This is a genomic window from Rathayibacter sp. AY1C1 (genome assembly GCF_002932105.1).
GTDB lineage: Bacteria > Actinomycetota > Actinomycetes > Actinomycetales > Microbacteriaceae > Rathayibacter.
In genome coordinates this window covers 1-23,047 of the sequence record NZ_PSWH01000043.1, presented here as the reverse complement: position 1 = coordinate 23,047, position 23,047 = coordinate 1, and the positions used below count along the sequence as shown (strand labels likewise).

Here is a 23,047-nt window from a genome sequence, read left to right as displayed (position 1 = left end):
GCCGAGAACAGCGTGCCGAGATTCGTCGTCGTAGAGCAGCCCGAGGGTACCGTCCTGCTTGGTGATCGGCGTGGGCGCGAGCACGATGCGATCGGGCGCCGGAACGGCGGCGATTGGTGTCGGCTTGCTGCGCTGGGGTCGGATGACGCGGCCGGCCACGGTCGCGACGATCCCGGCGCCGGCGGCACCGACGACGGCGGCGGGGATCGCGATCCAGAGGGCTCCCACGAGGGCTACGCGGCCTTCCCGATGCCGTTGCCGCCGATGACCCGAGGGGTGAATGCCCGGTCGGGCGAGATGAGCGCCCGCAGGCGCTCGAGCGCAGCACACGCGGCGGGAGTGAGGTCGATGTCCCCTCGAACCTGAGCGTTCTTGGTGCTCACGAGCACCTGCTGAGCGTGAGCGATGAGTCGGCGCTCTCCGAGATAGGTGGTGATGGTCGGCCGCTCGATGAGGTTGTGGCGGACGGCGTAGCGCGACGCGCGAGCGACGACGAGGCGGTGGCGGATGGGGAGAACGATCGCGGTCCATCCGATGCCCAGCATGATGATGAGCAGCCCGAGGAAGAAGGGGATCTCTGCAGCGTTCCATGCGGAGTAGCGGAAGGCGTCTCCGCCGTATCCGAAGTGCGAGGCGGTAAGGAAGCCGATTTCGATCAGGCATCCCACGGTTGTCACGGCGAAGCCGGTGGTGAACACGACCTGCACTCCGCGCCAGTTGCGGCGCGCGTTGATGATCGAGGAGACGGACAACCACACGAGAGTCGCCATGTAGGCCGATCCGTAGAGCCACACGGCCGTCTGGTCGAGGCGATCGATGATGAAGTCCTTGCTCGTGTCTCCGCGGTCGCGGATGAGCAGGAACGGGACGATGTAAGAGCCGAACATGAGGGCGAGGCCCCACCGGCTGCCGATGCGGCCTTCGCCGCCGGCGCGACGTCCGAGAGCTTCACGGAAGAACCAGAATGCGGACGTGGCCGCGAGGTCGCGGACGAGGGTGATCACGTTGGATCCACCCAACAGGGTGTCGTAGGTGTCGAACGGGACTGGCCAGCCGTAGGTGGAGAGGGCGACGATGCCGCTGACGGTGGCCCAGAACGCGGGGCGACCGGCGGGTGACGCGATGGCACGGGGCGCGCGCACCATCACCAGGGCGATGAGGAGCGCGAGGCATACCTGCTGGATCATCCGAAATACGTTTCTTCGCTCGTCCTATTGAGTGTTTGGATGCGGCGGACCATGGCGAAGGCTACTTCTTCGATTGCAATCTCCGCCTTGGCTTCCACACTGTCCGGATCGTCGGTAGGCGCGCAGAGGTGCGTGGCGCCGGCCCTGCGGTCGGGGTGCACCAGGCGCGGGATCTGCTCGCTGAACCAGGCGTCGGGAGCGTAGACGAAGAGGATGTGAGCGAGCTCGTGGCAGGCGTTCTGGCTTTGGTAGTGCAGCTCGTCGCTCTCTCGGCAGACGACGGTGCCGAACTCGGCCGCGTCGATCCACAAGCCGGTGACCGTTTTGAGGGCAGTGCTGGCGGAGGCGATCAAGTAGATGGGCTTGCCGTAGACCTTCTCGACAGCCGCTTGCAGGTCATCCCACGTCGCGGCCGCGGGAAGGGCGAGCTGCGCTACGAACTCGTCGGCGGCTTGGACGATGGAGCCGCTGCGACCCTGGCCGTTGCGGCGGAGCATCCGCCACCGGCCGCGGCCTCGTTCCGTGGAGTCTGACGCCATAGGTGGACTCCGTTCGCCTGGCCGGGACAAGCTCATCCACTTTAGACGGCATTGCGCGCACGGCGAAGCTGCGAGCCCGGCGGGGCGGAGCGTGCGCTAGCGGCGCAGCTCAGTGACGATTTCGGAGACGACGGCAGCGATGCCGCGCAGCTCGGCGGGCTCAATCGTGCCGAGGGAGCGCGCAGCGACGCGCTCGATGCCGAGGGTGCGCATGGCACCGTCGAATCCCAGCCGCGCCTCCACGGCTTCGACCAGCTCGGGATCGTCGCGAAGTAGGTAGTCAGGGTCGATGTCGAGTGCTTCGGCCACGGCGAAGAGTACGTCGACTCTCGGCGCGGAGGGGAGTTGCCCGGTCATGAGCAGGCCCCATTCTTGGCGGTCGATCGAGGCCCCGCTGAGGAGAAGGATCTCGGAGATTTTGGTGCGGGAAGAGGTCGCATCGAGGCCACGTGAGTTGAAAACGAGCGAGAGACGGCGCGCCAGTTCGGCGGGCCGGAGTGCGCTGGATTCTTCACCCGTGGTGTTTCCGTCTACGACGTAGCCAACCAACTCCTTGAAGGCTACGCGCCCGCGAAGTTGCTTCACGAGTGCATCCAGGTCGGCGTTGGTGGCGTGCACGAGGGCAAGAAGTACCGGTACCGGCATATCTCGCTCGCCCTTGATGTAGCGAAGGACGGTCCGATAGGGGAGGCCGGCTCTTTCGGCCGCGGCCTTCACGTTGAAACCGGCTTCGTAGATGGCGCTCTTGACGGCCTCGCCTATTGCGGCATTGACGTTCGTTGAGTCCACCTCCACACCACGATTCTAGGTCGGCGGGTGTCGCCTGCCGTCAGTGTAGACAGGCAGTGTCCCATTTGGGCAACTTTCGAGTGTCCAAACGGGCAGTTCTGGTCTAGGTTGGTGCTCACGGCGATGAAGGGGACCACCGGCATGAAGCACACACGGCAGCGCAACAGCGTTCAGCTCGGCGCGGTCGCCGTCGCAGTCGGGCTCGCCTTGGCGGGTTGCTCGAGCAGCGAACCGGCGGTGCAAACGTCCTCAGGCTCGACTCCTTCTGTATCGGCCACGCCCTCCGTTGATGCATCCGCTGAGGAGACGCCCGATGCCGAGTCGGTGCCGCACGACCACGACGCCGAAGCTGACCCGGCCGCCGAAACCGACTCGACGGCTCTCGCGACCCGCGCAGTGACACTGTTCTGTCGTCCGTCCCTCGACTACGACACGTGGATCGCTGAGCTGTACCCGGTGCTGTCGCAGGCTGCGGCGGTTGCTTACGAAACCGTCGACCCGGCGAACGTGCCCTGCACGGGCGTCACCGGTACCGCGCAGATTCGGGACACCGACGGTGCCTACACCTCGCGCGTCCTGGTCCCCACGGATGCCGGCGACTACTCGGTGTACGTGCACCGCCCCCTCGACACCTCTCCGTGGGCTGTCGAGCAGATCACCCCCTTGGCATCGGAGTAACCCGGTGGCGAAGGGGGGAGTGGGGGTGCTGGCAGCGATCATGGTGCCCGTCGTCGCGATCGCGATGCTCCTGTGGGTGCTGTTCTTCGGCGGCTCGGCCGCTGCGGCATGTCTGCCGGGCGGGGGACCGGTCAACGTGGCCGCGATCCCGGCAGATGCTCGAGTCGGTGGCTACGGCCACGATCAGCTCGTCAACGCGGGCCTGATCGTCAACGCCGGGGCCGCGAAGGGCCTCGGCGCGGACGGGCAGACGCTCGGCGTGCAGACGGCGATCGGTGAGTCCTCGCTGGTGAACATCAACTACGGGGACGGGGCGATCAACCCGGACGGCTCGGTCGCTGACTCGATCGGCCTGTTCCAGCAGCAGTCGAGCTGGGGCACCGTCGAGCAGCGCATGGACCCCACGACCTCCGCGGGCTTCTTCTACGACCGCCTCGTGGCAGTCGAGGGCTGGCAGACGATGGAGCCCTCCATCGCGATCAACAAAGTCCAGCGCAACGCCGACCCGAACCACTACACGAAGTACCGCGCCGACGCCGTGGAGATCATGACCTACCTCAACGGCCTCGGCAGCACCCCGGCCGCGACGACCGGGGCCGCAGTGCCCGTGTCGACGTCGACGGCCACGCCGCCCCCCGTGGCCGCCGGATGCGCGGCTATCTCCGGCGATGCGCAAGCTCTCGCGCAGGGCCTCGTGAAGGCGATGGATGAGGGGCGTCTGCGCTTCCTCGAGGACCGCTACGCGCAGCAGGTCCGCGACGTCGCCGCGGGCACCGCGTCGGCAGACTGCGGCCTCGACGTCCGCATCCTCCAGATCATCACCATTGCGCTGAACACGTTCGACACGGTGGGCGTCTCCGACCTCAACCGCAAGTGCACGAACGAGACCGGGCTAGGGGCGGGCACCGCCTCCTCCCACTACATCGACGGCGGCGGTCACGCGGTGGACTTCACCGCATTCAACGGCACCGCCACTACGGGCTGCGACGCGAACGCCTTGCAGCTGCTCAGCGTCCTCGACCCCCAGGTGCCGAACGGCTCGCGGGCCGGCCAGATCCAGTGCCGCTCGACCCACTACACGAACATCGGCGGGTTCTACGACACCCCGAACCACCTGCACTTCGACATGGGCTTCACCGACGCCCCTCTCACCCTCGCCGGATAACCGGACCTTCTCGGCGCCCCAACCGGCGGCACCGATAACCCCGCACCACCAACCAAGAAAACGGAGCACACCATGTCTGTTCTCGCTCTCTCCTCCGAGCTGATCACCGCCGCCGGCGCCCTCGCCGGTGTCGTGCCCGACCCGGGCCCCGGCGGCATGCCCCCCGGGTTCGAGGCCTTCACCACCGTCATGGGCTGGGCCAAGTGGGTCGGCCTCGGCGTCGCCGTCGTCGGCCTGATCATCCTCGGCGTCACCATGACCGTCTCCGCCCGCCGCGGCGAAGGCGGAGAAATCGGCGGCTGGCTCGGCCGCCTGCTCGTCGGCGTGATCATCGTGTCCGCCGCGTTCACGATCGTTGGCTTCCTGATGGGCGCGTAGCGTCCCGGGGAAACCAACCGATCAACGAAAGGCACGACGTCATGAGCGACACGGGATCCCGCAGCCCCTTCACCAGTCGAGGATTCATCTTCGGAGCGATCATCTTCGGAGTCCTCGTACTGGCGGCGATTCTGCTCGCTGTCACGTCCCTCGGCGGTGGTGGCGGGCAGCAGAGCGCGCCCGCCACCACCGCGACGCCGACGAGCGCGGCGACGCCCGAGGCCGACGCGGACGCCGCAAGCGTCTGCGGACTTCCCGGGTACGAAGAGAGCGGCACCCTCACCGCCGCCCCCGTGACCGAATGGACCATCGTCGGCACGATGGCCGCTCCCGGAGGCGCCGACGTCGGCCCGGGTGTGACCGACAGCGACGGGCTCCGCCGCTGCTACGCGCACACGGTGGAGGGTGCCCTGTTCGCCACGGCGAACATCTGGGCGATGGGTACCAACGGAAGCCTTGGCGACTCCATCACCGACAAGCTCTCGGTCCCCGGGCCTGGCCGCGATGCGGCAATGGCTCGCCAGAGCTCCAACACAAGCAACGGACTGAGCGCTCAGATCATCGGTTTCAAGACGCTGGCCTACACCGGCGACGCCGCGACGATCGATATCGCGTTCCGCCTGAACACGGGAGTACAGATGAGTATCGCAACGGAGCTGCGCTGGTCGGAGGGCGACTGGAAAGTCCAGCTCACCGACGACGGCCAGAGCTCCTACCGCCCGGTCACCCTGCAGAGCCTGGGTGGCTACGTGCCATGGGCGGGTGTTGAGTGAACCCCGCCGCCGCTACGGACGCCCCCTGCGACTTCTGGGACCTCGGATGCCAGGCCGGTCAGGGCCTCGGTGAAATCGTCTCTCAGGCATCGAACGATGCCTTGCAGCAATTCGTGAACAACATCCTCGAGGGCTACGGCAAAGCGATTGTCTCGCTAGGCACCCTCTGGGTGAACGTCCCCTCCCCGGTGACCGTGGTCGACAGGGGAGGCGGCGTCAACGGCGGCGGAACCCCGCCGTTGCCTGAGGCATTCGAGACGATCCTCGGTTACGTGACGTGGGTCGCCGCGGGCCTCGCCGTCATGTCGCTCATCATCGCTGGCGTGATGATGAGCAGCCGTCGTCGCCACGGCGACGGCGAGGCGCACATGGGCCGCATCGGCGTCATCATCCTCGCCGTGTTCCTGCTCTCCTCGGCATCCGCGCTCGTAGCTGGGTTCCTCCCGCTGGCGATGCACCTCAATGAATCCTCGAGCGTGGTCGGCTGGGTGCAGGGGCAGCTCGAGTGGTACGCCGGCGGCCTTGCAATCCTCTCGATCCTCGTCGCCGCGGGCCGCATGGTCTGGACGCAGCGCGCGGGCGAGCTGCGCACCCTCGCCCGCTCCGTGCTGACGCTGATCGCTGTCGCCGGGGCCGGCCTCGTCGTAATCCGTCTCGCCACGCAGGCGGGAGACGCCTTCTCCATCTGGATCCTCAACAACTCCACCAACTGCGACGTCACCAACGGTGAGAGCAACTGCTTCGGCACCAACATTTTCGCGATGATCAGCCTCACCGCGACCGCGCCCATCGGCCTGATCGGTCTGTTCTTCCTCGGCATGCTCGCCGTCCTGATGACCTATATCCAGATCGCTCTGATGATCTTCCGCGGCGCGATGCTCGTCGTCCTCGCCGGCATCTTCCCCATCGCCGCGGCCGCGACGAACACCGAAATCGGTCAGCAGTGGTTCAAGAAGGCGATGGCCTGGACTCTCGCCTTCATCCTCTACAAGCCCGCCGCCGCGATCGTCTACGCGATCGCGTTCCGGATGACCGGCACCGACCTGTTCAAGTCGGACGGCACTGGCCTCTTCCAGATTGTCACGGGCCTCGCACTGATGCTGATCGCGCTCATTGCCCTACCTGCGCTGATGCGCTTCCTCGTTCCTGCTATCGCCTCGGTTGGTGGCGGCGGCGGCGCAGGACTCCTGCTCGGCGCAGCAGCGGTGAGCGGAGCCGGAGACATTGCCACCGGTGCGATCCGGGCTAGCAACGGGGGCGGAAAGTCCGGAGGCGGAGGCGGCGGCTCGTCGACGAACGGACCGACCGGAAGTAACTCCTCTCCGGGATCGCCAGCGTCGTCATCCGGGATGGGTGCCGCGGGTGCGGCGCCTACCGGCGGCGCGGGAGCTGCAACAAGCGGAGCGGGTGCCGGAGCGGGTGCCGGAGCGGGTGCCGGAGCGGGTGCCGGAGCGGCAGCCGGAGGCGGAGCGGCCGCGGGAGGCGTGGCCGCCGCTGGGCCGATCGGCGCCGGCGTCGCCGTCGCGATGAAGGCCGCCGAAGGCGCGAAGCACGCGGCGGGAGCCGTGAAGTCGGCCACCGACGACGCCACCGGCAGCAACCAGAACGGGAGCTAGACCATGACCACTACCGCACCCGAGCCGGTCAAGGCTCGCACCTACGGCAACTGGCGAAAGCCCCAGACCGCCGGCCTCGGCGGGCTCGGGCAGCTCGCCACCCTCGTGATGTTCGTGGGCATCTTGTCCTCGATCGTCGCGTCCATGTTCGCCGGCCTCGGGCCGGCACTCATCGTCGCCGGGATCTTCGGCGGCATCCTCCTGACCGTCTCGGTCAAGGACAAGCACGGGCAGTCAGCCCTAGGAAGGACGGTGGTCCGCGTGAACTGGTGGCGCACCAAGAGCAAGGGAGCGAACATCTACCGCTCCGGCCCGATCGGCCGCGCGAAGTGGGGGACGTTCCAGCTGCCTGGCCTGGCCGCACCCTCGCAGCTCACCGAGCACGAGGACTCCCACGGCCGCCGGTTCGCCCTGATCAGCACCCCCATGACGAAGCACTTCACCGTGGTCCTGGCGACGGAGCCGGACGGCGCCGCGCTGGTGGATCAGGAGCAGATCAACAACCAGGTCGCGGAGTACGGCATCTGGCTCGCCAACCTCGGAGACGAGCCCGGTATCGAAGCCGCCTCCGTCACTGTCGAGACGGCTCCGGACACCGGCACCCGGCTGCGCGGGGAGGTCGAAGGGTCGATGGACCCCGACGCCCCGCTGTTCGCTCGAGCGATGCTCGCTGAGGTCGTGGACAGCTACCCGGTCGGCTCCGCGACCATCCGCGCGTACATCGCACTGACCTTCACGGCCACGGCTCGGATCGGCGGAAAGCGCCGAAACGCCAAGGAAGTGGCTGCGGATCTTTCCGCGCGCATTCCCGGCCTGACGAACTCCCTCGCAGCAACCGGCGCCGGCGCTGCTCGGCCTCTGAACGCGCAGGAGCTGTGCGAGGTCATCCGCACCGCCTACGACCCCGACGCCGCAGTCCTGATCGACCAGGCCCGCGCAGCGGGCGAGACGGCCGACCTGTCCTGGACCGACGTCGGCCCCGCCGCGGCAGAAGCACACTGGGACTCGTACCGGCACGACGGTGCCGTGTCGACGTCGTGGACGATGACCGCCCCGCCGCGCGGCGTCGTACAGGCCGGAATCCTCGCCCGCCTGCTCGCCCCGCACCGCGACATCGCCCGCAAGCGCGTCACCCTGCTCTACCGCCCCATCGACCCCGCCCGCGCCGCAGCGCTCGTGGAGGCAGACCTCAACGCCGCGCAGTTCAACTCCTCCGCGTCGACCAAGCCGACCGCCCGCTCGACGCTCTCGACGCGCTCGGCGCAGGCGACAGCCGCGGAGGAAGCCTCCGGCGCCGGGCTGATGAACTTCGGCCTGATCGTCACCGCCACGACGATGCAGCGCACGCAGGAGCCCGAAGCGCGTGCCGCCGTCGACTCCCTCACCTCCGCCGCACGGCTGCGGATGCGACCGGCCTACGGATCGCAGGACTCCGCCTTCGCCGCCGCGCTCCCGCTCGGCCTGGTCCTCCCGCGACACCTGCGCATCCCCAACGAGGTCCGAGAAGCGCTGTGACCTCGATGAGCGCGCAGGGGACGGCACCGGGCGAGTGTCCGGTGCCGTCCCCGCTTAAGTCCCACCGCCCCGCCCCGATCACTGCCGGAGGTTCCCAGTGAGCATCATCAGCACCAAGTTCTTCTCTCGCCACCGCGACGAGACGCCCGCTGACGTCTCCACGGACGCCGACGAGCTGCCCACCGGCGCCGGCGGAGTCGATGAGGAGCAGGAAGCTCTCGACGTCGACGTGTTCGACACGGCCGTGCCCACGGGTGCGGTCGGCGCTCCGTCGACGGCGGAGGCCGCGTCGGCGTCGACGTACAGCCGTGCCGGCTCCCGCCGAGCCCGCAAAGAGGAGGAGGAGGCTGCTGCGGCTCGCGTTGCGGCATCACCGCTGGCGCGCGAGAAGCCCTCGAAGCGGTCGCGGAAGAAGCGGGCGATCCCGCACCAGGGCGGCAAGCAAAAGGTCGAGAAGAACGTCGCGCCGATCCGGCCGATGCGCCCGACCTCGACGGGGTGGCTGGGACGTGGCGGCGGGCAGGCCGTCTCGATCCAGCCCGCCGATGAGTTCCGCGCAACGACCGTGCAGGTGTGCGGGCTGTACCCGTTCTCGGTCGGCACCGGAACTCCCATGATCGGCGTGCCGCTGGGGAAGAACCTCGCCACCGGGGCGTCGGTGCTGTGCGACCCGATCAGCTGGTTCCAGCGGGCGCAGCTCATCTCCAACCCGTCGATGTTCGTCCTCGGCAAGCCGGGCCTCGGGAAGTCCTCGCTCACCCGCCGCATGGCGACCGGGCTCGCCGGATACGGCACCCTCCCGCTGGTCCTCGGTGACTTGAAGCCCGACTACGTGGACCTGATCCGAGCCCTCGACGGCCAGGTCATCACCCTCGGCCGCGGCCGCGGCTACCTCAACATCCTCGACCCGGGCGAGGCGACGGTCGCCGCGCAGCGACTCCGCGACGACGCCGACCAGGCCCTCGAGCGCGCCTCCGAGCTCGACGCTCACGGCGAGAACTCGGCGGAGGAGCGCAAGCACGCGGTGAAATCGCAGCGCCTCGCGTCGCAGGTGCTCGCGGACGCTCACGGCCGCCGGCACACGATGATCGCCGCGTTGCTGACGATCCTCCGCTCCGAGCCGCCGAGCGACCGGGAAGAGACGATCATCGACCGGGCGCTGAAGTACCTGGACGAGACGCACGAGGGCATCCCCGTCCTCGCGGATCTTCTGGCCGTGATCCAGGCAGCGCCCGACGAGATTCGCCAGGTCGCCCTCGACCGCGGCGACCTCGCCCGCTACAAGGCGATCACCGAGAACCTCGAAGCCTCCCTCATCGGCCTCACGACCGGCGGCCGGCTGGGCGAAATCTTCTCCCGCCAGACCACCACCCCGATGCGCCGGGACCGCCCCGTCGTCTACGACGTGTCCTCGATCGATGACTCCGAAGGCGATCTGCAGGCCAGCATCCTGCTCGCCTGCTGGTCCGCCGGCTTCGGAACGGTCAACGTCGCCTCCGCCCTCGCAGAAGCGGGGCTGGAACCGCGCCGGCACTACTTCGTGATCCTCGATGAGCTGTGGCGGGCGCTGCGCGCGGGCAAGGGCATGGTCGATCGCGTCGACGCGCTCACCCGCCTGAACCGTGCCCGCGGTGTCGGCCTGGCGATGATCAGCCACACGATGAGCGACCTGCTGGCCCTGTCCTCCCAGGAGGATCAGATGAAGGCCAAGGGCTTCGTGGAGCGCTCCGGCATGGTGATCTGCGGCGGGCTCCCCGGCGCGGAAATGCCGCTGCTGACCTCCGCAGTGCCGATGTCGAACGCGGAACAAGCGATGCTGACGAGCTGGCAGGACCCGCCCGCGTGGGACCCGGTATCGGGACATGAGTCGGAGCCTCCCGGGCGCGGCCGGTTCCTGATCAAGGTGGGCGGCCGGCCCGGTATTCCGATCCGGGTGCAGCTGACCAGCGCCGAGCTCGACGTCAACGACACCAACAAGCTCTGGCACACCACCTCCCGCGCCGGACGCGCGAACGAGCCCCTGGCGACCGATCCGGTCGTGGTGGAGATCCTGCCGTGAACCTCTGGCTGGGCTTCGTCGGAGTCGTGATTTTCGGCCTCGGCAGCCTGTGCCACGTCGTCGTGCAGGGCACCGACGTTTGGACGCAACGCACGTTGACCCGGCCACACGCGCTCTCGATCGCCGGCTGGCTGTTCACCGCAGCCGGCGCGGCGACCGTCGCCGCCGTGATGATTCCCGCGCTGCCATGACCTGCCCCTCGACCCTCGCGTTCGAGGGCTACCTGTGGTCCTGCGTCACCAGCTCGCCCTGGCATGAGTTCCACGCCGCGGACCTTCCGATCGAGTTCGTAGAACGCGGTCTTGCCCTCGTGCACTGGGGCACCACGCAACAGGCACCCGACGACGACCCGACCCCGCGGTGGGTCGGCCCGATCTACACGACCGAGAGGACGAACTGATGAGCATGACCAACAACCGCCGCAGAGAGCCGGGGAAGGCCGGCGGCGGGTTCGGGATAGCGATCGCGGCCGGCGGTGCACTCGTGGTGATCCTGGGGCTGTACATCGCGATTCGCGTCGGATCGCAGGCGGACGGGGTCAACCCCGACATGAGCACCGACCCCTCGAACTTCGTCAGCGTCGTGGTCGACGTGTTCCGCGGCCGCCTCGTCTGGCCTGCGACTGCGACGTGGATTGCGGGCGGCATCGGCGCCGTTCTCGTCGTGCTGGTCGTGTTCTTCCTGCTGATCAAGTCCAGCGGCGGCAAGCACCGCACCCCGCTCGACTGGGCTGCCCGCCACATGGCGACGCCGAACGAGCTGCGTCAGATGCGCGGCAAGGAGGCCAAGCAGAAGTCGGCGCGTCTCGGTGTGCCCGACTCCTTCGGCGTCCCTGTGGGGGCGCTGCTGACGGACGGCCGTCCGCTCTACGCCTCGTTCGAGGACATGACGCTGCTGCTCGCCGGTCCCCGTGTGGGCAAGTCGACGTCGTTCGTCATCCCGGCAATCGCCAATGCGCCGGGCGCGGTCGTCACGACGTCGAACAAGCCGGACGTGCTCTATGCGACGCGGGACCTGCGTGCGCAGGCCGGCAACGTCTGGGTGTTCGATCCGCAGCGGGTCGCCGTCGAGCCGGCGTCCTGGTGGTGGAATCCGTTGTCCTACGTCACCGACGACACCAAGGCGGCCAAGCTCGCGCAGCACTTCGCGTCGGGGTCGAGCGAGCTCGGCGCACGAACCGATGCGCACTTCGAGCCCTCCGGCCGCGAACTGCTCGCGGGCTTCCTTCTGGCGGCGGCGATCGACGGCCGCCCGATCACCGACGTCTACGAGTGGACGACGACCCCGGGCGACGAGACGGCCGGCGACATCCTCGCAGCGAGTGAATGGACCCTGATGGCACGCAGCGTGCAGGGCTCCTCCCGCCTCGAGCACAGGGAGCGCGGATCGGTCTACTCGACAGCCCGCCGCATGGCGTCCTGCTTGAAGGACTCCGGCACCCGGCAGTGGGTGAACCGGCAGGGCGAGAACGACCCGCGCCCGGAGTTCGATCCGGCCGCGTTCGTGCGCTCGACCGGGACGCTCTACAGCCTGTCCAAGGAGGGCGCCGGCAGCGCCGGCCCTCTCGTCCTCGCCCTGACCGCCGCGACGGTCGAGGCGGCGGAGGAGCTGGCGGCGGTGTCGCCCGGCGGCCGGATGCAGACGCCGATGCTCGGCGTGCTCGATGAGGCCGCGAACGTCTGCCGCTGGCGGGACCTCCCCGACCTCTACAGCCACTACGGCTCCCGGGGCATCCCGATCATGTCGGTGTTCCAGTCCTGGTCGCAGGGCATCGGGGTATTCGGCAAGGAGGGCATGTTGAAGCTCTGGTCGGCCGCGAACGTGAAGCTCTACGCCGGCGGAATCTCCGAGCCGGAGTTCCTGGGCATGGTGTCCGATCTGATCGGCACCTACGACCGCGAGACGACCTCCGCGAGCATGAACAAGGGCGTGCGCTCGACCACCACCGCGTTGAAGCGAGAGAAGATCCTCGACGTCGCGGAGCTGGCGACGCTCCCGATCCCGCGGAAGGGACGCAAGACCGGTCGAGCGATCATGATGTCCTCCGGCTCCCGTGCAGCGATGCTGCGCACGGTGCCGTGGTTCGACGGCCCCAAGGAGTTCGTCGCGGGTATCAACGCATCGATCGCGCGGAACCAGCCCGGCGGCGCTGCACCGGCAGCACCAGCACCGGCGCCGGTCGCTGACCGGCCGCTCGCCCCGGTGGAGGGATCATGAGCGACATCTACGGCGGCGTGGACGACGACGACCTCACCCCGGGACCCTACGAGGGCGCAGAGGAGGAGCCGACGACGTTCTTTGGGTCAGCGGATGAGTTCGTGCGCAAGCAGCTGATCGGCACCTACCGGCGCCGCGTCATCCGGGGTGGCTCCGGCAGCGGACTGCGCTGGAAAGCCGCCTGGTGGTCGAGCGCGGAGGCGCAGCAGCGCATCGAGGCCCTGTGGCGAGCGTGGGAGGCCGCCAGAGCCGACGAGAAAGCCGGGATGAGCACCTGGTGGATCAACCACTGCGATCCGCACATGACCGCTCTGCTCTCCCCAGACGGGCCGTTCGCGGACTCGCAGGACGAGAACCGGGTCGGGGAACCTCTGCCCTACGAGCGTCCCGTCGAGGGCCTGTTCGAGCCCGACCGTCAGCCGCCGCTCTACACCGAGCGGACGACCGAGGGAGAGCCTGCGGGCACCAACGCCTGAACGGCAAAGAAGAAGGGGAGCACCAGTCGGTGCTCCCCTTCTTCGCGCGTGGTGGCGGTTACCTGCTGAGGTCCCCACGGTCGGCGCCCTGGCCGCGGCCGCGGGTGCGCCGCGTCGACGGGACGGTGCTCGTGGCCGCCTTCGAGGTCACCGCGGAGCTGGCCGGGGTCGCGTGGGCGCTGTCAGCGCTCATCCGCGCTTCGATCAGGTGCGGCGGGACTCCCTTGGACTCCATCGCGTGAACGGTGGCCTGTCGACGCTCCGAGCTGTCGTAGGCCACCTCGCCCGCCTCGCGCGCCGCTGACGCACGAGGATCGGACGCCGGGGTCGTGGGGTCGCCTGAGGTGCCGTTGGCGCTCTGAGCGGCGTCCTGGCGCTCGGCGGGGGCGGTGTCGCGGTAGAGCTGCGCCTGCGCCCGGGCGTCGGCTGCGAGCTCGCGCAGCTCGTCCGGGCTCGCGTGCTCGGTGCCGCCGGCGGCGGCATCGCGGTCGTAGTCGTTGGCGCGCGCTTCCAGCTCGGCAGCCATGACGGCCTGGCCGTTGTCGACGTCGGCCGCGCCGGGAACCTCTCGAGCTGCTGCGTCGGATCGGGCGTCGTTGGCGCGGTCGAGCCGGTCCGCCTCAGCGATGAGCACCTGCGCCTCGGTCAGTTCGGTGCCGGCACGCGCGCGCTCGGGAGCAACAGCGTCCTTCCACTCCTCGACCAGTGCAGCACGAGCGGCTGCGACGGTCGCGGGGTCCGGCGTGGACACCTGGCCGGCGTCGTTCCAGTCGATCGACGTCTGGACGCGGTATCCCTGGAACCCGGCGGGGTCCGTGTCCCGCTTCCACTCCTCGGCCACCGACAGCTCGACAGTCGCGACGTCGCCGGCGAGAGCGGCGCGGTAGTCGGTGATGAGGGCGCGCTGCGCGCCGGTGTCCGGCTCCGTGCGGTCCCCGACCTGCATGGTGAGACGGTCCTCGTCGTGGCGGTGGTAGTGCTCCGGCGCAGACGTGGCCGCCCATTCCTTCGCCAGATCCAGCTCGGACTTTCCGCGGGTGGCGGCGTCGCGCAGTACGGCAGTGTCGACGCCGTAGCGCTCCATCACCTCGCGCTGCACGACGGCCGCGGCACGCTCCGCGATGGGGTCCTGGCCCTTCCACGCCTGAGCCGTCTCCGCGACGCGGGCGACGTCCTGGATGCTCGCGCGATCCCACCACTCCGGCCGGTCCACGACCTGCAACGTTGCTCGTGCGGCACCCCGCTCGGCGTCGAACCGCGCAGCGAGCTCGCGCGCCTGAGCTGCCGATCGAGCCTGCGCGTCGCGCGCCAACTCCTCCCGCAGGCGGGCGAACTTCTCGCCCATCTGCATCGCGATCGTCAGTGCTACTCGAACGTTCTGACCGACCTCCTGGCCGACCTCATCGTCACTCATGACTTCCTCCCCCTATGGCTGTCGTGCCTGGTTATCGGTCGAGTCCGCCGCGGTCGTGACCGGGCTTCTCGCGGGCGTCTCGGGCGCGCTTGGCGAGGAGCGCGTCGGCGCTCTCCTGCTCGCGCGGCGTGAGCTTGGTCGGCACCGGGCTCCCGGTCGGGAACGACGCGGCGACCGCCTCGCGCGACTGCCGCAGCTCGGGCGGCAGAGCGGCCCGCTGGGCCTCCCACGCCTCGGCCTTGTTCGCGGTGTCCTGATTCGTGTAGCTGTCTCGCACTGCGGTCAACTGACCGCGGAGCGTCTGCGACAGCTCGCTCATCCGACGTGCGTCACCGGCGGCCTTGTGCGCCGAAGCGATCGCGTGAGTCATGCGGGCGAGCTGGTGCAGCAGCAGCAGCTCAGCGGCCGCGTTCTTCTTCTTGCCGGCGGCCGCCAGGATCAGCGCAGTGGTGTGCGCGCTCGAGGGCATCGCTGCGGGTCGCGGTCGCGTCTCGTGGGCGCGCAGGTGTGCCGACCGCGCGAGCGATCGCGCAGCGTCCGCGAGCGGTCCGGGGGTGGGTTCCATGCGCCTCGACCACGCGGCGTAGGCGCCGGCCGTCTCACGCGCCACGTGTGCCCACGTCGACCGGTCGGACGGGTCGACGGAGTTGATGTACTGGTGCAACCGGTCCATGTCGGCGGCGTACTTCGCGAACAGATCGGGCGAGGGCTCGGCAACCTCGCGGCCCGGGTTCACCGGCTGATAGCGCCACGGGTTCTTCGACGTCGCGCGCCATTCCTCGGCCGCTTCTGTCGCCTTCAACGGCTCGTCCGGCCACCCCTCGCGCAGTCGCGGGAGGGTCAGGTCGCGCGCGAGGGTCCCGCCGCCGTGCCAGCGCACGGGCTCGTCCTTCTCGGGGCGCAGCGCCACGCTGTAGCCCTGTACGACGTCGTTGCGGCCCACCGCGAAACGCGGGCGCACCAGCAGCCCCTCTTGACGCATCCGACGCACGAACTCGCCCTCATCGACGCTGGACGATGCAGCAGCGCGGACGCTGCGCTCGAGGCGGCGCACGTCGGGCTCAACCGCGTTGCGTGTGCGGGCCGCCTCGCGGGCTCCGGGGACGATCCCGCGCTCTCCGAGCTCACGCCCCTCGGGGTGCAGCTGCGTCAGACCGTGATCGCGTTCCAGCTCACGGCTGACCTTCTGAGCGAGCCGCTTGTCGTAGGGGATGTGCGCCTTCGTCCCGTCCTCGCGCACGAGGGAGACGGCGATGTGGATGTGGTCGTTGCCGTTCTTCGACGCGCCATGACGAACCGCGACCCATCGCGCGTTCGCCTTCCCGATGTCGTCGCCGGCGAACCCCATGCGCTGCACGAAATCGGTGGCGATCGCTCCCCACTTCTCATCCGTCAGCGTGCCCTCTTCGGCACTGAGAGAGAGCGAGCAGTGCCACACGTGCGCGTCCTGCTTCACGACGGCCTGCTTGCCCGTCGACGGATCCAGGATCGGCTCTCCCGTCGCACGGTCGAACTGCTTCACGGACCGCATGACCTTCGTGCCGTACACCTCGGCCGGCTCGTCAAGATCGCGTGCGATCGCGAGAGCTGCGTCGCGGTCCAGCACCTCGTAGCCGTACAGCGCCATGATCGCGGAGTCGCCAGCGACCAGGTGCTGCTCGGTGTGCTCGTTCGAGCGACCGGGGCCAGCGAGATAGGTCATCAGCCCGCCCATCTGCGAGCCGTAGGTGACGTTAGGAATCACTTGCCGGCCACCGCACGGCACGCTGCGCTGATTTGCGGGACAAGTGCCGCGAACTGCGCTCGGAACTCCTCGACCTGTGCGGGGAACTGCCCCTCGGTGTTGGCGAACCGCGCGAGCTGGTTGAGGTTACGAGCCATGCCGCCAAGGTCAGCGCGAACCTGCATCAGCTCGGCCACTGCGCTCTTCCACTCGGCGTCCGTGCGGACCTGCGCGTTCATCGCAGACTCGAACAAGAGTCGCGGAACCGTGATGTCGCCGGCCACAACTGCGCGAGCCTGCAACGCCGCATCTTCTTCGGCGGTGACGTACACGCGGTAGTACTTCTCGCGTGCCCCCTCGGGTGCGTTCTCGCGCCTTTTCCGAGCGAACAACCGTCGAGGAGTCGACTCCGACACCCGAACCACCCGCCCTTCCCTTGCCAGCGCAGCGAACCCGCCACCCGGCGGGGACCACACCTCTAGTGTGCACCCGGAGCCAGCGCAGCGCCAGCCCGGCAAGCCATTTACCAGCGGTAAACGGACAGCTTGCTCCAAAAACCGCTCTGCCCGAGCGTAGCGATGGTGCAGCAAAGCGGCTCCACGAACGGGCACCCGTCGCGGGAAGGAACAGCCTCCGGATGGGCGACGCTGCGGCGCCTTCCGGATGCCCATTTGGGCATGTAGCCTGATCCCATGAGCGACAACACGAGGAACCCAGAGGACGCCGCCGACGCCGCACGCCGGCTGCTCGAAGCGAGTGTCGAGAAGAGAGTCGCAGCGGTGCGCACGATCGTCACCGCCGCGAACGACACTGACACTGCACGCGCGGCTCTCACTGACGCGCAAAGTCGGCACACGAGGGCGTGGGCCGATGCGCTCGCTACCGGGTGGTCCGAGAAGGAACTCCGCGCAGCCGGAGTGCCGCGGCCCGACCAGTCCCGCGGTCGTGCACCTCGTTCGCGTCGCTCACCGGGGAGCGACAGCGCACCCGGCGACTCGACGGAAAACAGCGCTACGGAATCGACTGACGACGCAGCCTGAGCGACCGTACGATCGCCTTCGTCGGTCCCGCAAGCCCCCACCGCGGTAGGACGGAACACGTAACGTCGACCGTGACGCAGCGACCCCCTCGCTCGCGTCGGAGCCCCCCGCTCGAGCACAGCTCGCGGGGGCTTCTTCGTTTCCGGGCTGATCGCGCCGGCTGCGGTCCGGCCGTCCATCCGACGCTTCACTCTTGCCTACGCTGATCACCCGTCAAGAGCGCTCCGCGTCCCTTCGGGATGCCCCTGCGGGGCACTCCTGACGGCTGCCCATCTCCGGCATCGCGCCGCTTATCGGATGGATGGCCTCGGTGCGTGCTCAGCCCCGTGATCGTAGCTCCGCGGTACGGATCGCAAGTTCTTCGCGAGCCTCGGCGGCGGCGCGCTTGCGTGCCGCCTCGCGCTCCCGAGCTGCCCGCTCGTACTCGTGCTGATCGCGCTTCATCTGAGCGATCACCCGATCCACTTCGTCCTGGTCGATGTTCGCCAGCCGTGCAGCCTCCGCGGCTCGCTCGGCGGCGCGTCGCTGCTGGTCAGCGGCCCGCTCCGCCGCAGCGTCACGACGAGCTTGGTCGAACCGCGAGTGCTCTGTGATGACCTGTCGGATCGCCCAGCCGTAGAACCCGAGAGCGTTGCGACTGGTGAACGTGTCCGGCACGCGGCGACCGTCCCGCGTCAGCCAGGCAGTGATAGCGAACATCAGCCCCTCGACGCTCCACTCGGAGACGTCGATCCCTGACCGATCGAGCATCCCAACCACGTGACCGACGTGCACTCCGCGAGCAAGCCAAGGGATGCGCTGAGCCAGCGCAGCTGCGAAGCGTTGAAGTTCGATGGGTCTCGGAACCGCCGGCCGACCGATCGAGCTGCGCCGTGTGTTATTCCCTCGTCCGGGCTGCCGCGAAGCGGCTTCCGAGCGCGGTTCACCGCGCGTTGGTGGGATCTTCTTAACTGGAGCTGTAGGAGCAACGTGGCGCCTACGGGGTAGGTGGACATTGTTCACAGATCGGGTGATCCGGCCGCCCTGCGAGACGCGGGACGGAACCGGAGCCGGCGCCGCGCACGCGGCGCGCCGGGCAGCCGCACGGGGCATCACGAGCGCCCGCGTGGAAGCCATGCGGAGCTGGCGGCCACCGTGCGCGAGCTGCGCGGCAACGCGCTCACCGCCGCACAGGTAACGGCCCTCGATGACGACTGCGGCGAGGCCCAACAGCAGCAGGATCTCTCGGGCGCGCTGCACGGTCCTCTTGCACATACCTAGGCGGTCCGCGACCGTTTGGTGCGCTGTCGTGACGCCGCGTCCCGTACCGACGTCGGCCGAGCGCATGTCCTCCTGAGCGACGAGCAGCAGCGTGTGCGGTGCGACCTTCACAGCCGCTCGCACGGCTTCGCCTTCGGGCGTTGCCAGGGCGTCCAACACGGCGTCGAACCACGCGCTTCCGGACGTCCAGCACGGCAGCGGCGCGTAGGCGCCCGGTGCCGGCTCGGGGCTCCACGAGCCCGACCGCGATTTGTTCGGCCGCGACGCGGCCGCCTGTGACGTCTCGGATGCAAGCTCGACCGACCGCTCCCCTGAAAAAAGGGTGGGTCGGGAGTGCACGGAGACGAACTCCGCTGTTACGATGTGGTCATTCCTTCCGGGTACGTTCCGGCGGGTACACCGAAGGCCCGGCTGGTAACCGGTTCTTGGGTGGGACTGCTTCATACCTCTGAGTCGCCAAACTGTGCGAGGTGGGAAGCCAAGGCTTCTAGGCCCGTCGCGAGAACGACGGGCCTAATGCGTTAACGGGTGTCGATGGGCAGCTCCTCATCGGAAAGAAGGGTCGGCTGCGACGGCCACCACGAGGGAACACCCTCGTCGGTCAGCTCGCTTTGCACGTGCTCGACCAGGCGCTCGAAGAACACCGCCGACGACACGTTGGCGTGCGACGCCATGTCGTTGAAGCGATCGCGCGCCTGCTTCTCGACGGTCCAGGCAACGTTGGTGGGTTCCACCATCGTTCCTCGGGGACGCCGCGTCGTAGCCATGTGATTAACGTAGAGCTGTGGCTGTGATTAGCGCGACGCGACACGCCGCTTTAGATGCCCATTTGGTCACTCGCGACTGAGGGCTACTCCGCTGCGGGAAGCGGGAGCGTGACGTCCACCGCGCGGAACTCCGAGACGGTCGCCCGCTCGACTGCTCGGTAGACCGTTGAGCGCGTCACACCGAACTGCTCCGACAGCTCCGCGACGGTGTAGTTCCCGGAGCGGTACTCCGCGACCAGGTGCGCCTCGATCTTCGGAGAAAGCTTCGGCGCGCGGCCGCGCAGCCGGCCCTTCGCCTTGGCGACCCGCATGCCCTCCTTCGTGCGCGCGCGGATCAGGTCGCCCTCGAACTCCGCGATCATCGCCAGCACGTTGAACAGCAGTCGCCCGATCGGGTCGTTCGGGTCGTGCAGCGACCCGCCGATGTTCAGGCGCACTTCCCTGCGCGTGAGCTCGTCCACGATGTCGCGCGCATCGGTGATCGAACGGGCGAGGCGGTCGAGCTTCGTCACGAACAGAGTCGAGCCGGCGTCGCATGCAGCCAGGGCCTCGCGCAGCGCGGGCCGCTCGCGGTTGCTGCCGGTGAGGCCGGCGTCGACGTAGATCCGCTCCGCCGGCACTCCGGCCGCGAGCAGCGCGTCACGCTGCGCCTGCGCGTCCTGCCTGTCCGTTGAGACGCGGGCGTATCCGATCAGCTCAGCCATTCGACCAGTATCCCGTTTGACGCCCCCCTACCGAACAAATCACCGGACGGGTCTAACGGGACACTCAGCGCCGCGGATTTTCGCGGCGCTCGATGTCGCGTCTGCGTGTACCGGTCACCGATCCCCTTTCGGGACGCGCGTGGTGGGTAGCGTCCGCCCTACTCTGACGGGATGGAACTGCGGACCGCGAAGACCCTCGGCATCCTCGCGATGGTGATCGGCACCCCAGTCGCCCTCCTCACCCACACGATCGGCTGGATCCAGACCGGCTGGGACCCGGCCGCCGTGCAGTGCCAGCACAGCGAGTACCCCGACGGGATCGACCTCTACTCCAGCCGCGTGTCGGGCGAGAAGATCCTCTACCCGCTCGGCCTGTCCTGCACCTACGCAGCCAGCGAGACCTCACCAGGCATCACCATCCGTCACTACAGGTGGGACGCCACCGCCCTCTTCACCGCAGCCGCCGCACTCGCTCTCGCGGGAACCGTCGTCGCGCTCAGAGCCGAACGCAAGCAGGAGCTCATCACCGAGTCGAAGGAAGAACGAGCGACGACATAGCGCAGCGCCCCCTCTGCCGGTCAACGATCCCGTAACGGGACGTTCCTGGCTCCAGGAGCGACAGTGACGTCACCCTCGATCTAGCGCCGGTTGCACGACGCTGATGAGAGCCAGCACGATCACCACGGCGGCGGTGACTGTTGCTGCCATGAGTGCTTGGCGAGCGGGCGAGTCGAAAAGCCCCGGCGCTTCGTCCGGCTCTAGGTCAGCGGAGTGAGCGCCCTTGGACGCAGCGGCGCGGATGGAACGGCCCTCCTGTTGCCCTTCGCGCACGCTCCTCTCAGGAGGAAGCTGGTGACGCAAGCTCGGGTAAGCCGTTGCCATGATCATGAGTGGAACGAGGACGACGAGAACGAGTGGTTCGTCCCACAAGTCGGGCCACGTGTTCAGCAACACGATCGCGACGACGACGAGCAGTAGCGCATAGGCGGATGCGTAACGCAACACCCGCGAACTGATGGACACGTGCTCAGTATGACGGCACGGCACGACCACCAGCCGACCCTATTACTGGTTAACAACCGCGGCCGAGAGGAGGGTCGCCAGACAGCAGGTGAGAAGCCTAACGATTCGATGTGGACCTGGCGCGCTCAGGAAGCAGATTCTCGGCGCAAGAGAATCTCCTGCAGGTCATGGATGCTTTGTAAGTCCGGGGCACGCCTCACCGTGTTCATGTAGGTAGCGATTACCGCGAGCGGCGCCGTAATGACGAGCAAGCCGACGGAAATCGGGGTAAGAGCCTGCGTGGAGGGGCCCCCGAAGAAAAGATTGCCCAGCAGCAGGCCTCCCGCGAGACCGGCCGCCAGACCGAAGTCAAAACTGGCCCGCGCTCGTCGACGCACTCGACGGCACACTGCCGTGATCATCTCTTCCAACTCCGCGCTCGATCGGTCATTCAGGTCCACGCGCGGAGAATACCCGCCTGAGACCTAGCGCGCTTGCCACTCGCCAGCCAGATCCTGGCATCGCTGAGCTGACGCCGCACGCGACAGCCCGGCGGGGGGCGGTGTCGCCCTGCTCTCGGCCGCGACGCACAGCGCGACTGAGATCAACACCCGCCGGCAGCGGCCCATTGAACGATCTCCATAAGGGTCGAGGCGGTGTCGGGTGGGAGACTCTGCGGTAGTTTCACGACCGAGGGTGGTCATGGTGGAAGTGCTCAAGGGCTCGAGCCTGCTCGCGTCGGGTGTTGTGATCGCCGTGATCTGCTCGCTGTTGCAGTTTCAGGCCGGCGTTCGTGCAGATTTGAATCAGACAGGGGGCCAGCTCAGCCCAGTCCTGCTCATGGGAATTCTGATCGGATTTGTCGTCTCAGCCGTCGGCGCGATTCAGCTGTTCCAGTGCTACGAACGGTGGGTCACCGCTTCCGCTAGCCGCCGTGCGAAGCCTGCGGACCTGGTTCCTCGGCGTAGGTGAGGTAGCACCGCACGACCGCGTGTCCCCCGCCACATGCGCACCGCTGGGTGCTACGTGAGACGCTGGGTGCTATGTGAGACGCTGACTGCTATGGGAATTCTTGCGAGTGTGTTTGGTGCTGGTTCCGATGAAGAGGCGGGCGCGGCGCTGTCGGGATCGGACGGTCTCGTCTGCGACATAGATCCGACCGGACTCTGGGAGCTCGAAGGCATCCTGACCTCGACACCAGCGCTCGAGGTTCCCGCGGCGCAGTACCAGCCGGTTGCGGCGACCGATGACTACGAGAGCTTCGTCATCGCAGTCAGCACCGGCCTGGGTGGCGCGCTAGACGCCGCAGGTGAGACGGGTCGTGCCGCCGCAGCGCGGCAGTGGGAGGATGCGTCGTCCGAGCTCGAGGGATGGTCACCCGAGCAGGTGCACCGCCTCGTCGAGGATCTCGCTTCGACACTCGCCTCAATCGCCGCGGCCGGTCAGCGCCCCTACCTGCGGGTGAGTGTCTGATCTGTGAACTGAGCTGAGTCAAGAAGTTACTCCGCTGGGACATCAACTAGATGAGGTGGAAGGTGCGGCGTCGGCTCAGTGCCCAGACGAGCGCGCCCGCGAGGAGCACCGCGCAGGTCAGCCCGGCGACGTGCAGGACGAGCGACGGCATTCCGTTCTCGGGGAGCAGGAAACCGTACGGCACCCACCCGTCGGTCGCTCCGCGGACGAGCACGACGACGACCCAGACGATCGGGTAGGGCAGGACCACCCACAGCCGGCGCCAGGAGAGC

26 protein-coding genes and 1 pseudogene are annotated in these 23,047 nt (G+C 68.3%); 14 read left to right on the top strand and 13 right to left on the bottom strand.

Going from position 1 to position 23,047, the window contains the following annotated elements:
* From C5C71_RS15660 to C5C71_RS15645, 4 genes and pseudogenes are all read right to left on the bottom strand, one after another.
* Nucleotides 1-228, bottom strand: a pseudogene (locus tag C5C71_RS15660) (hypothetical protein); the annotation flags it as partial.
* A 5-nt stretch (nt 229-233) separates the two neighbouring features.
* Nucleotides 234-1,187, bottom strand: a complete 954-nt coding sequence (locus C5C71_RS15655) for a hypothetical protein (protein ID WP_104338040.1) — start codon at nt 1,185-1,187, stop codon at nt 234-236.
* Nucleotides 1,184-1,726, bottom strand: coding sequence for a hypothetical protein (locus tag C5C71_RS15650; protein ID WP_146084504.1), 543 nt, complete (start codon nt 1,724-1,726; stop codon nt 1,184-1,186). The genes C5C71_RS15655 and C5C71_RS15650 overlap by 4 nt, the downstream gene beginning before the upstream one ends.
* Nucleotides 1,727-1,822: 96 nt before the next feature.
* A complete protein-coding gene (locus tag C5C71_RS15645) occupies nt 1,823-2,521 on the bottom strand; it encodes a helix-turn-helix transcriptional regulator (protein WP_104277462.1) in 699 nt (232 codons plus the stop codon).
* A 117-nt stretch (nt 2,522-2,638) separates the two neighbouring features.
* Between C5C71_RS15645 and C5C71_RS15640 the strand changes: the two genes are divergently transcribed.
* The 11 genes from C5C71_RS15640 to C5C71_RS15585 all read left to right on the top strand — a co-directional run bounded on the left by C5C71_RS15640 (nt 2,639) and on the right by C5C71_RS15585 (nt 13,392).
* Nucleotides 2,639-3,193 (top strand): hypothetical protein, encoded by a 555-nt coding sequence (locus C5C71_RS15640; RefSeq protein WP_146084503.1) that lies wholly within the window; start codon nt 2,639-2,641, stop codon nt 3,191-3,193.
* 4 nt (nt 3,194-3,197) lie between these two features.
* Nucleotides 3,198-4,358 carry a hypothetical protein gene (locus tag C5C71_RS15635; RefSeq protein WP_146084502.1) on the top strand — a complete coding sequence of 387 codons (1,161 nt, stop codon included), beginning with the start codon at nt 3,198-3,200 and terminating at the stop codon, nt 4,356-4,358.
* Nucleotides 4,359-4,430: 72 nt separating this feature from the next.
* Nucleotides 4,431-4,736 carry a hypothetical protein gene (locus C5C71_RS15630; RefSeq protein ID WP_104277465.1) on the top strand — a complete coding sequence of 102 codons (306 nt, stop codon included), beginning with the start codon at nt 4,431-4,433 and terminating at the stop codon, nt 4,734-4,736.
* Between the two features lie 41 nt (nt 4,737-4,777).
* Nucleotides 4,778-5,509 (top strand): hypothetical protein, encoded by a 732-nt coding sequence (locus C5C71_RS15625; protein ID WP_104277466.1) that lies wholly within the window; start codon nt 4,778-4,780, stop codon nt 5,507-5,509.
* Between the two features lie 101 nt (nt 5,510-5,610).
* Nucleotides 5,611-7,125: a hypothetical protein gene (locus tag C5C71_RS17385; RefSeq protein ID WP_146084501.1), complete on the top strand. Its 1,515-nt coding sequence runs from the start codon at nt 5,611-5,613 to the stop codon at nt 7,123-7,125.
* A gap of 3 nt (nt 7,126-7,128) precedes the next feature.
* Nucleotides 7,129-8,640, top strand: coding sequence for an SCO6880 family protein (locus tag C5C71_RS15610; protein WP_181065741.1), 1,512 nt, complete (start codon nt 7,129-7,131; stop codon nt 8,638-8,640).
* Nucleotides 8,641-8,737: 97 nt separating this feature from the next.
* Nucleotides 8,738-10,699 carry an ATP/GTP-binding protein gene (locus C5C71_RS15605; RefSeq protein ID WP_308471755.1) on the top strand — a complete coding sequence of 654 codons (1,962 nt, stop codon included), beginning with the start codon at nt 8,738-8,740 and terminating at the stop codon, nt 10,697-10,699.
* Nucleotides 10,696-10,890: a hypothetical protein gene (locus tag C5C71_RS15600; RefSeq protein ID WP_104277468.1), complete on the top strand. Its 195-nt coding sequence runs from the start codon at nt 10,696-10,698 to the stop codon at nt 10,888-10,890. The genes C5C71_RS15605 and C5C71_RS15600 overlap by 4 nt, the downstream gene beginning before the upstream one ends.
* Nucleotides 10,887-11,099 (top strand): hypothetical protein, encoded by a 213-nt coding sequence (locus C5C71_RS15595; RefSeq protein WP_104277469.1) that lies wholly within the window; start codon nt 10,887-10,889, stop codon nt 11,097-11,099. Before C5C71_RS15600 ends, C5C71_RS15595 begins: the two co-directional genes overlap by 4 nt.
* Nucleotides 11,099-12,916 carry a type IV secretory system conjugative DNA transfer family protein gene (locus C5C71_RS15590; RefSeq protein ID WP_104326968.1) on the top strand — a complete coding sequence of 606 codons (1,818 nt, stop codon included), beginning with the start codon at nt 11,099-11,101 and terminating at the stop codon, nt 12,914-12,916. The genes C5C71_RS15595 and C5C71_RS15590 overlap by 1 nt, the downstream gene beginning before the upstream one ends.
* Nucleotides 12,913-13,392: a DUF4913 domain-containing protein gene (locus C5C71_RS15585; protein WP_104277471.1), complete on the top strand. Its 480-nt coding sequence runs from the start codon at nt 12,913-12,915 to the stop codon at nt 13,390-13,392. Before C5C71_RS15590 ends, C5C71_RS15585 begins: the two co-directional genes overlap by 4 nt.
* A gap of 58 nt (nt 13,393-13,450) precedes the next feature.
* On the opposite strand, the gene C5C71_RS15580 is transcribed toward C5C71_RS15585, so the two are convergent.
* From C5C71_RS15580 to C5C71_RS15555, 6 genes are all read right to left on the bottom strand, one after another.
* Nucleotides 13,451-14,806: a hypothetical protein gene (locus C5C71_RS15580; protein ID WP_146084500.1), complete on the bottom strand. Its 1,356-nt coding sequence runs from the start codon at nt 14,804-14,806 to the stop codon at nt 13,451-13,453.
* A gap of 31 nt (nt 14,807-14,837) precedes the next feature.
* Complete coding sequence (locus C5C71_RS15575; protein ID WP_181065740.1) at nt 14,838-16,508, bottom strand: relaxase/mobilization nuclease domain-containing protein; 1,671 nt, start codon at nt 16,506-16,508, stop codon at nt 14,838-14,840.
* 38 nt (nt 16,509-16,546) lie between these two features.
* Nucleotides 16,547-17,200, bottom strand: a complete 654-nt coding sequence (gene mobC / locus C5C71_RS18120; protein WP_104338034.1) for a plasmid mobilization relaxosome protein MobC — start codon at nt 17,198-17,200, stop codon at nt 16,547-16,549.
* Nucleotides 17,201-17,887: 687 nt separating this feature from the next.
* On the bottom strand, nt 17,888-18,319 hold the full coding sequence (locus tag C5C71_RS15565; protein ID WP_104338033.1) for a hypothetical protein: 432 nt from the start codon (nt 18,317-18,319) through the stop codon (nt 17,888-17,890).
* Between the two features lie 1,031 nt (nt 18,320-19,350).
* A complete protein-coding gene (locus tag C5C71_RS15560; protein ID WP_146082602.1) occupies nt 19,351-19,563 on the bottom strand; it encodes a hypothetical protein in 213 nt (70 codons plus the stop codon).
* 116 nt (nt 19,564-19,679) lie between these two features.
* Entirely contained in the window at nt 19,680-20,300 is a 621-nt protein-coding gene (locus C5C71_RS15555) for a recombinase family protein (protein ID WP_104338032.1), read from the bottom strand.
* Nucleotides 20,301-20,471: 171 nt separating this feature from the next.
* Between C5C71_RS15555 and C5C71_RS15550 the strand changes: the two genes are divergently transcribed.
* Nucleotides 20,472-20,858, top strand: coding sequence for a hypothetical protein (locus C5C71_RS15550; RefSeq protein ID WP_104250056.1), 387 nt, complete (start codon nt 20,472-20,474; stop codon nt 20,856-20,858).
* 69 nt (nt 20,859-20,927) lie between these two features.
* On the opposite strand, the gene C5C71_RS15545 is transcribed toward C5C71_RS15550, so the two are convergent.
* Together C5C71_RS15545 and C5C71_RS15540 are read right to left on the bottom strand one after the other, a co-directional pair.
* The gene (locus C5C71_RS15545; RefSeq protein WP_104250057.1) at nt 20,928-21,323 is read right to left on the bottom strand and encodes a hypothetical protein; all 396 of its coding nucleotides are present in this window, start codon (nt 21,321-21,323) and stop codon (nt 20,928-20,930) included.
* A 125-nt stretch (nt 21,324-21,448) separates the two neighbouring features.
* On the bottom strand, nt 21,449-21,763 hold the full coding sequence (locus C5C71_RS15540; RefSeq protein WP_146076581.1) for a hypothetical protein: 315 nt from the start codon (nt 21,761-21,763) through the stop codon (nt 21,449-21,451).
* A 241-nt stretch (nt 21,764-22,004) separates the two neighbouring features.
* Between C5C71_RS15540 and C5C71_RS15535 the strand changes: the two genes are divergently transcribed.
* Both C5C71_RS15535 and C5C71_RS15530 read left to right on the top strand, forming a co-directional pair.
* On the top strand, nt 22,005-22,274 hold the full coding sequence (locus C5C71_RS15535; RefSeq protein WP_104250058.1) for a hypothetical protein: 270 nt from the start codon (nt 22,005-22,007) through the stop codon (nt 22,272-22,274).
* A 90-nt stretch (nt 22,275-22,364) separates the two neighbouring features.
* Nucleotides 22,365-22,775 carry a hypothetical protein gene (locus C5C71_RS15530; protein ID WP_104248174.1) on the top strand — a complete coding sequence of 137 codons (411 nt, stop codon included), beginning with the start codon at nt 22,365-22,367 and terminating at the stop codon, nt 22,773-22,775.
* Nucleotides 22,776-22,821: 46 nt separating this feature from the next.
* On the opposite strand, the gene C5C71_RS15525 is transcribed toward C5C71_RS15530, so the two are convergent.
* Nucleotides 22,822-23,047, bottom strand: a 226-nt coding sequence (locus C5C71_RS15525; RefSeq protein WP_181065739.1) for a Pr6Pr family membrane protein, incomplete at its 5' end; no start/stop codon positions are given.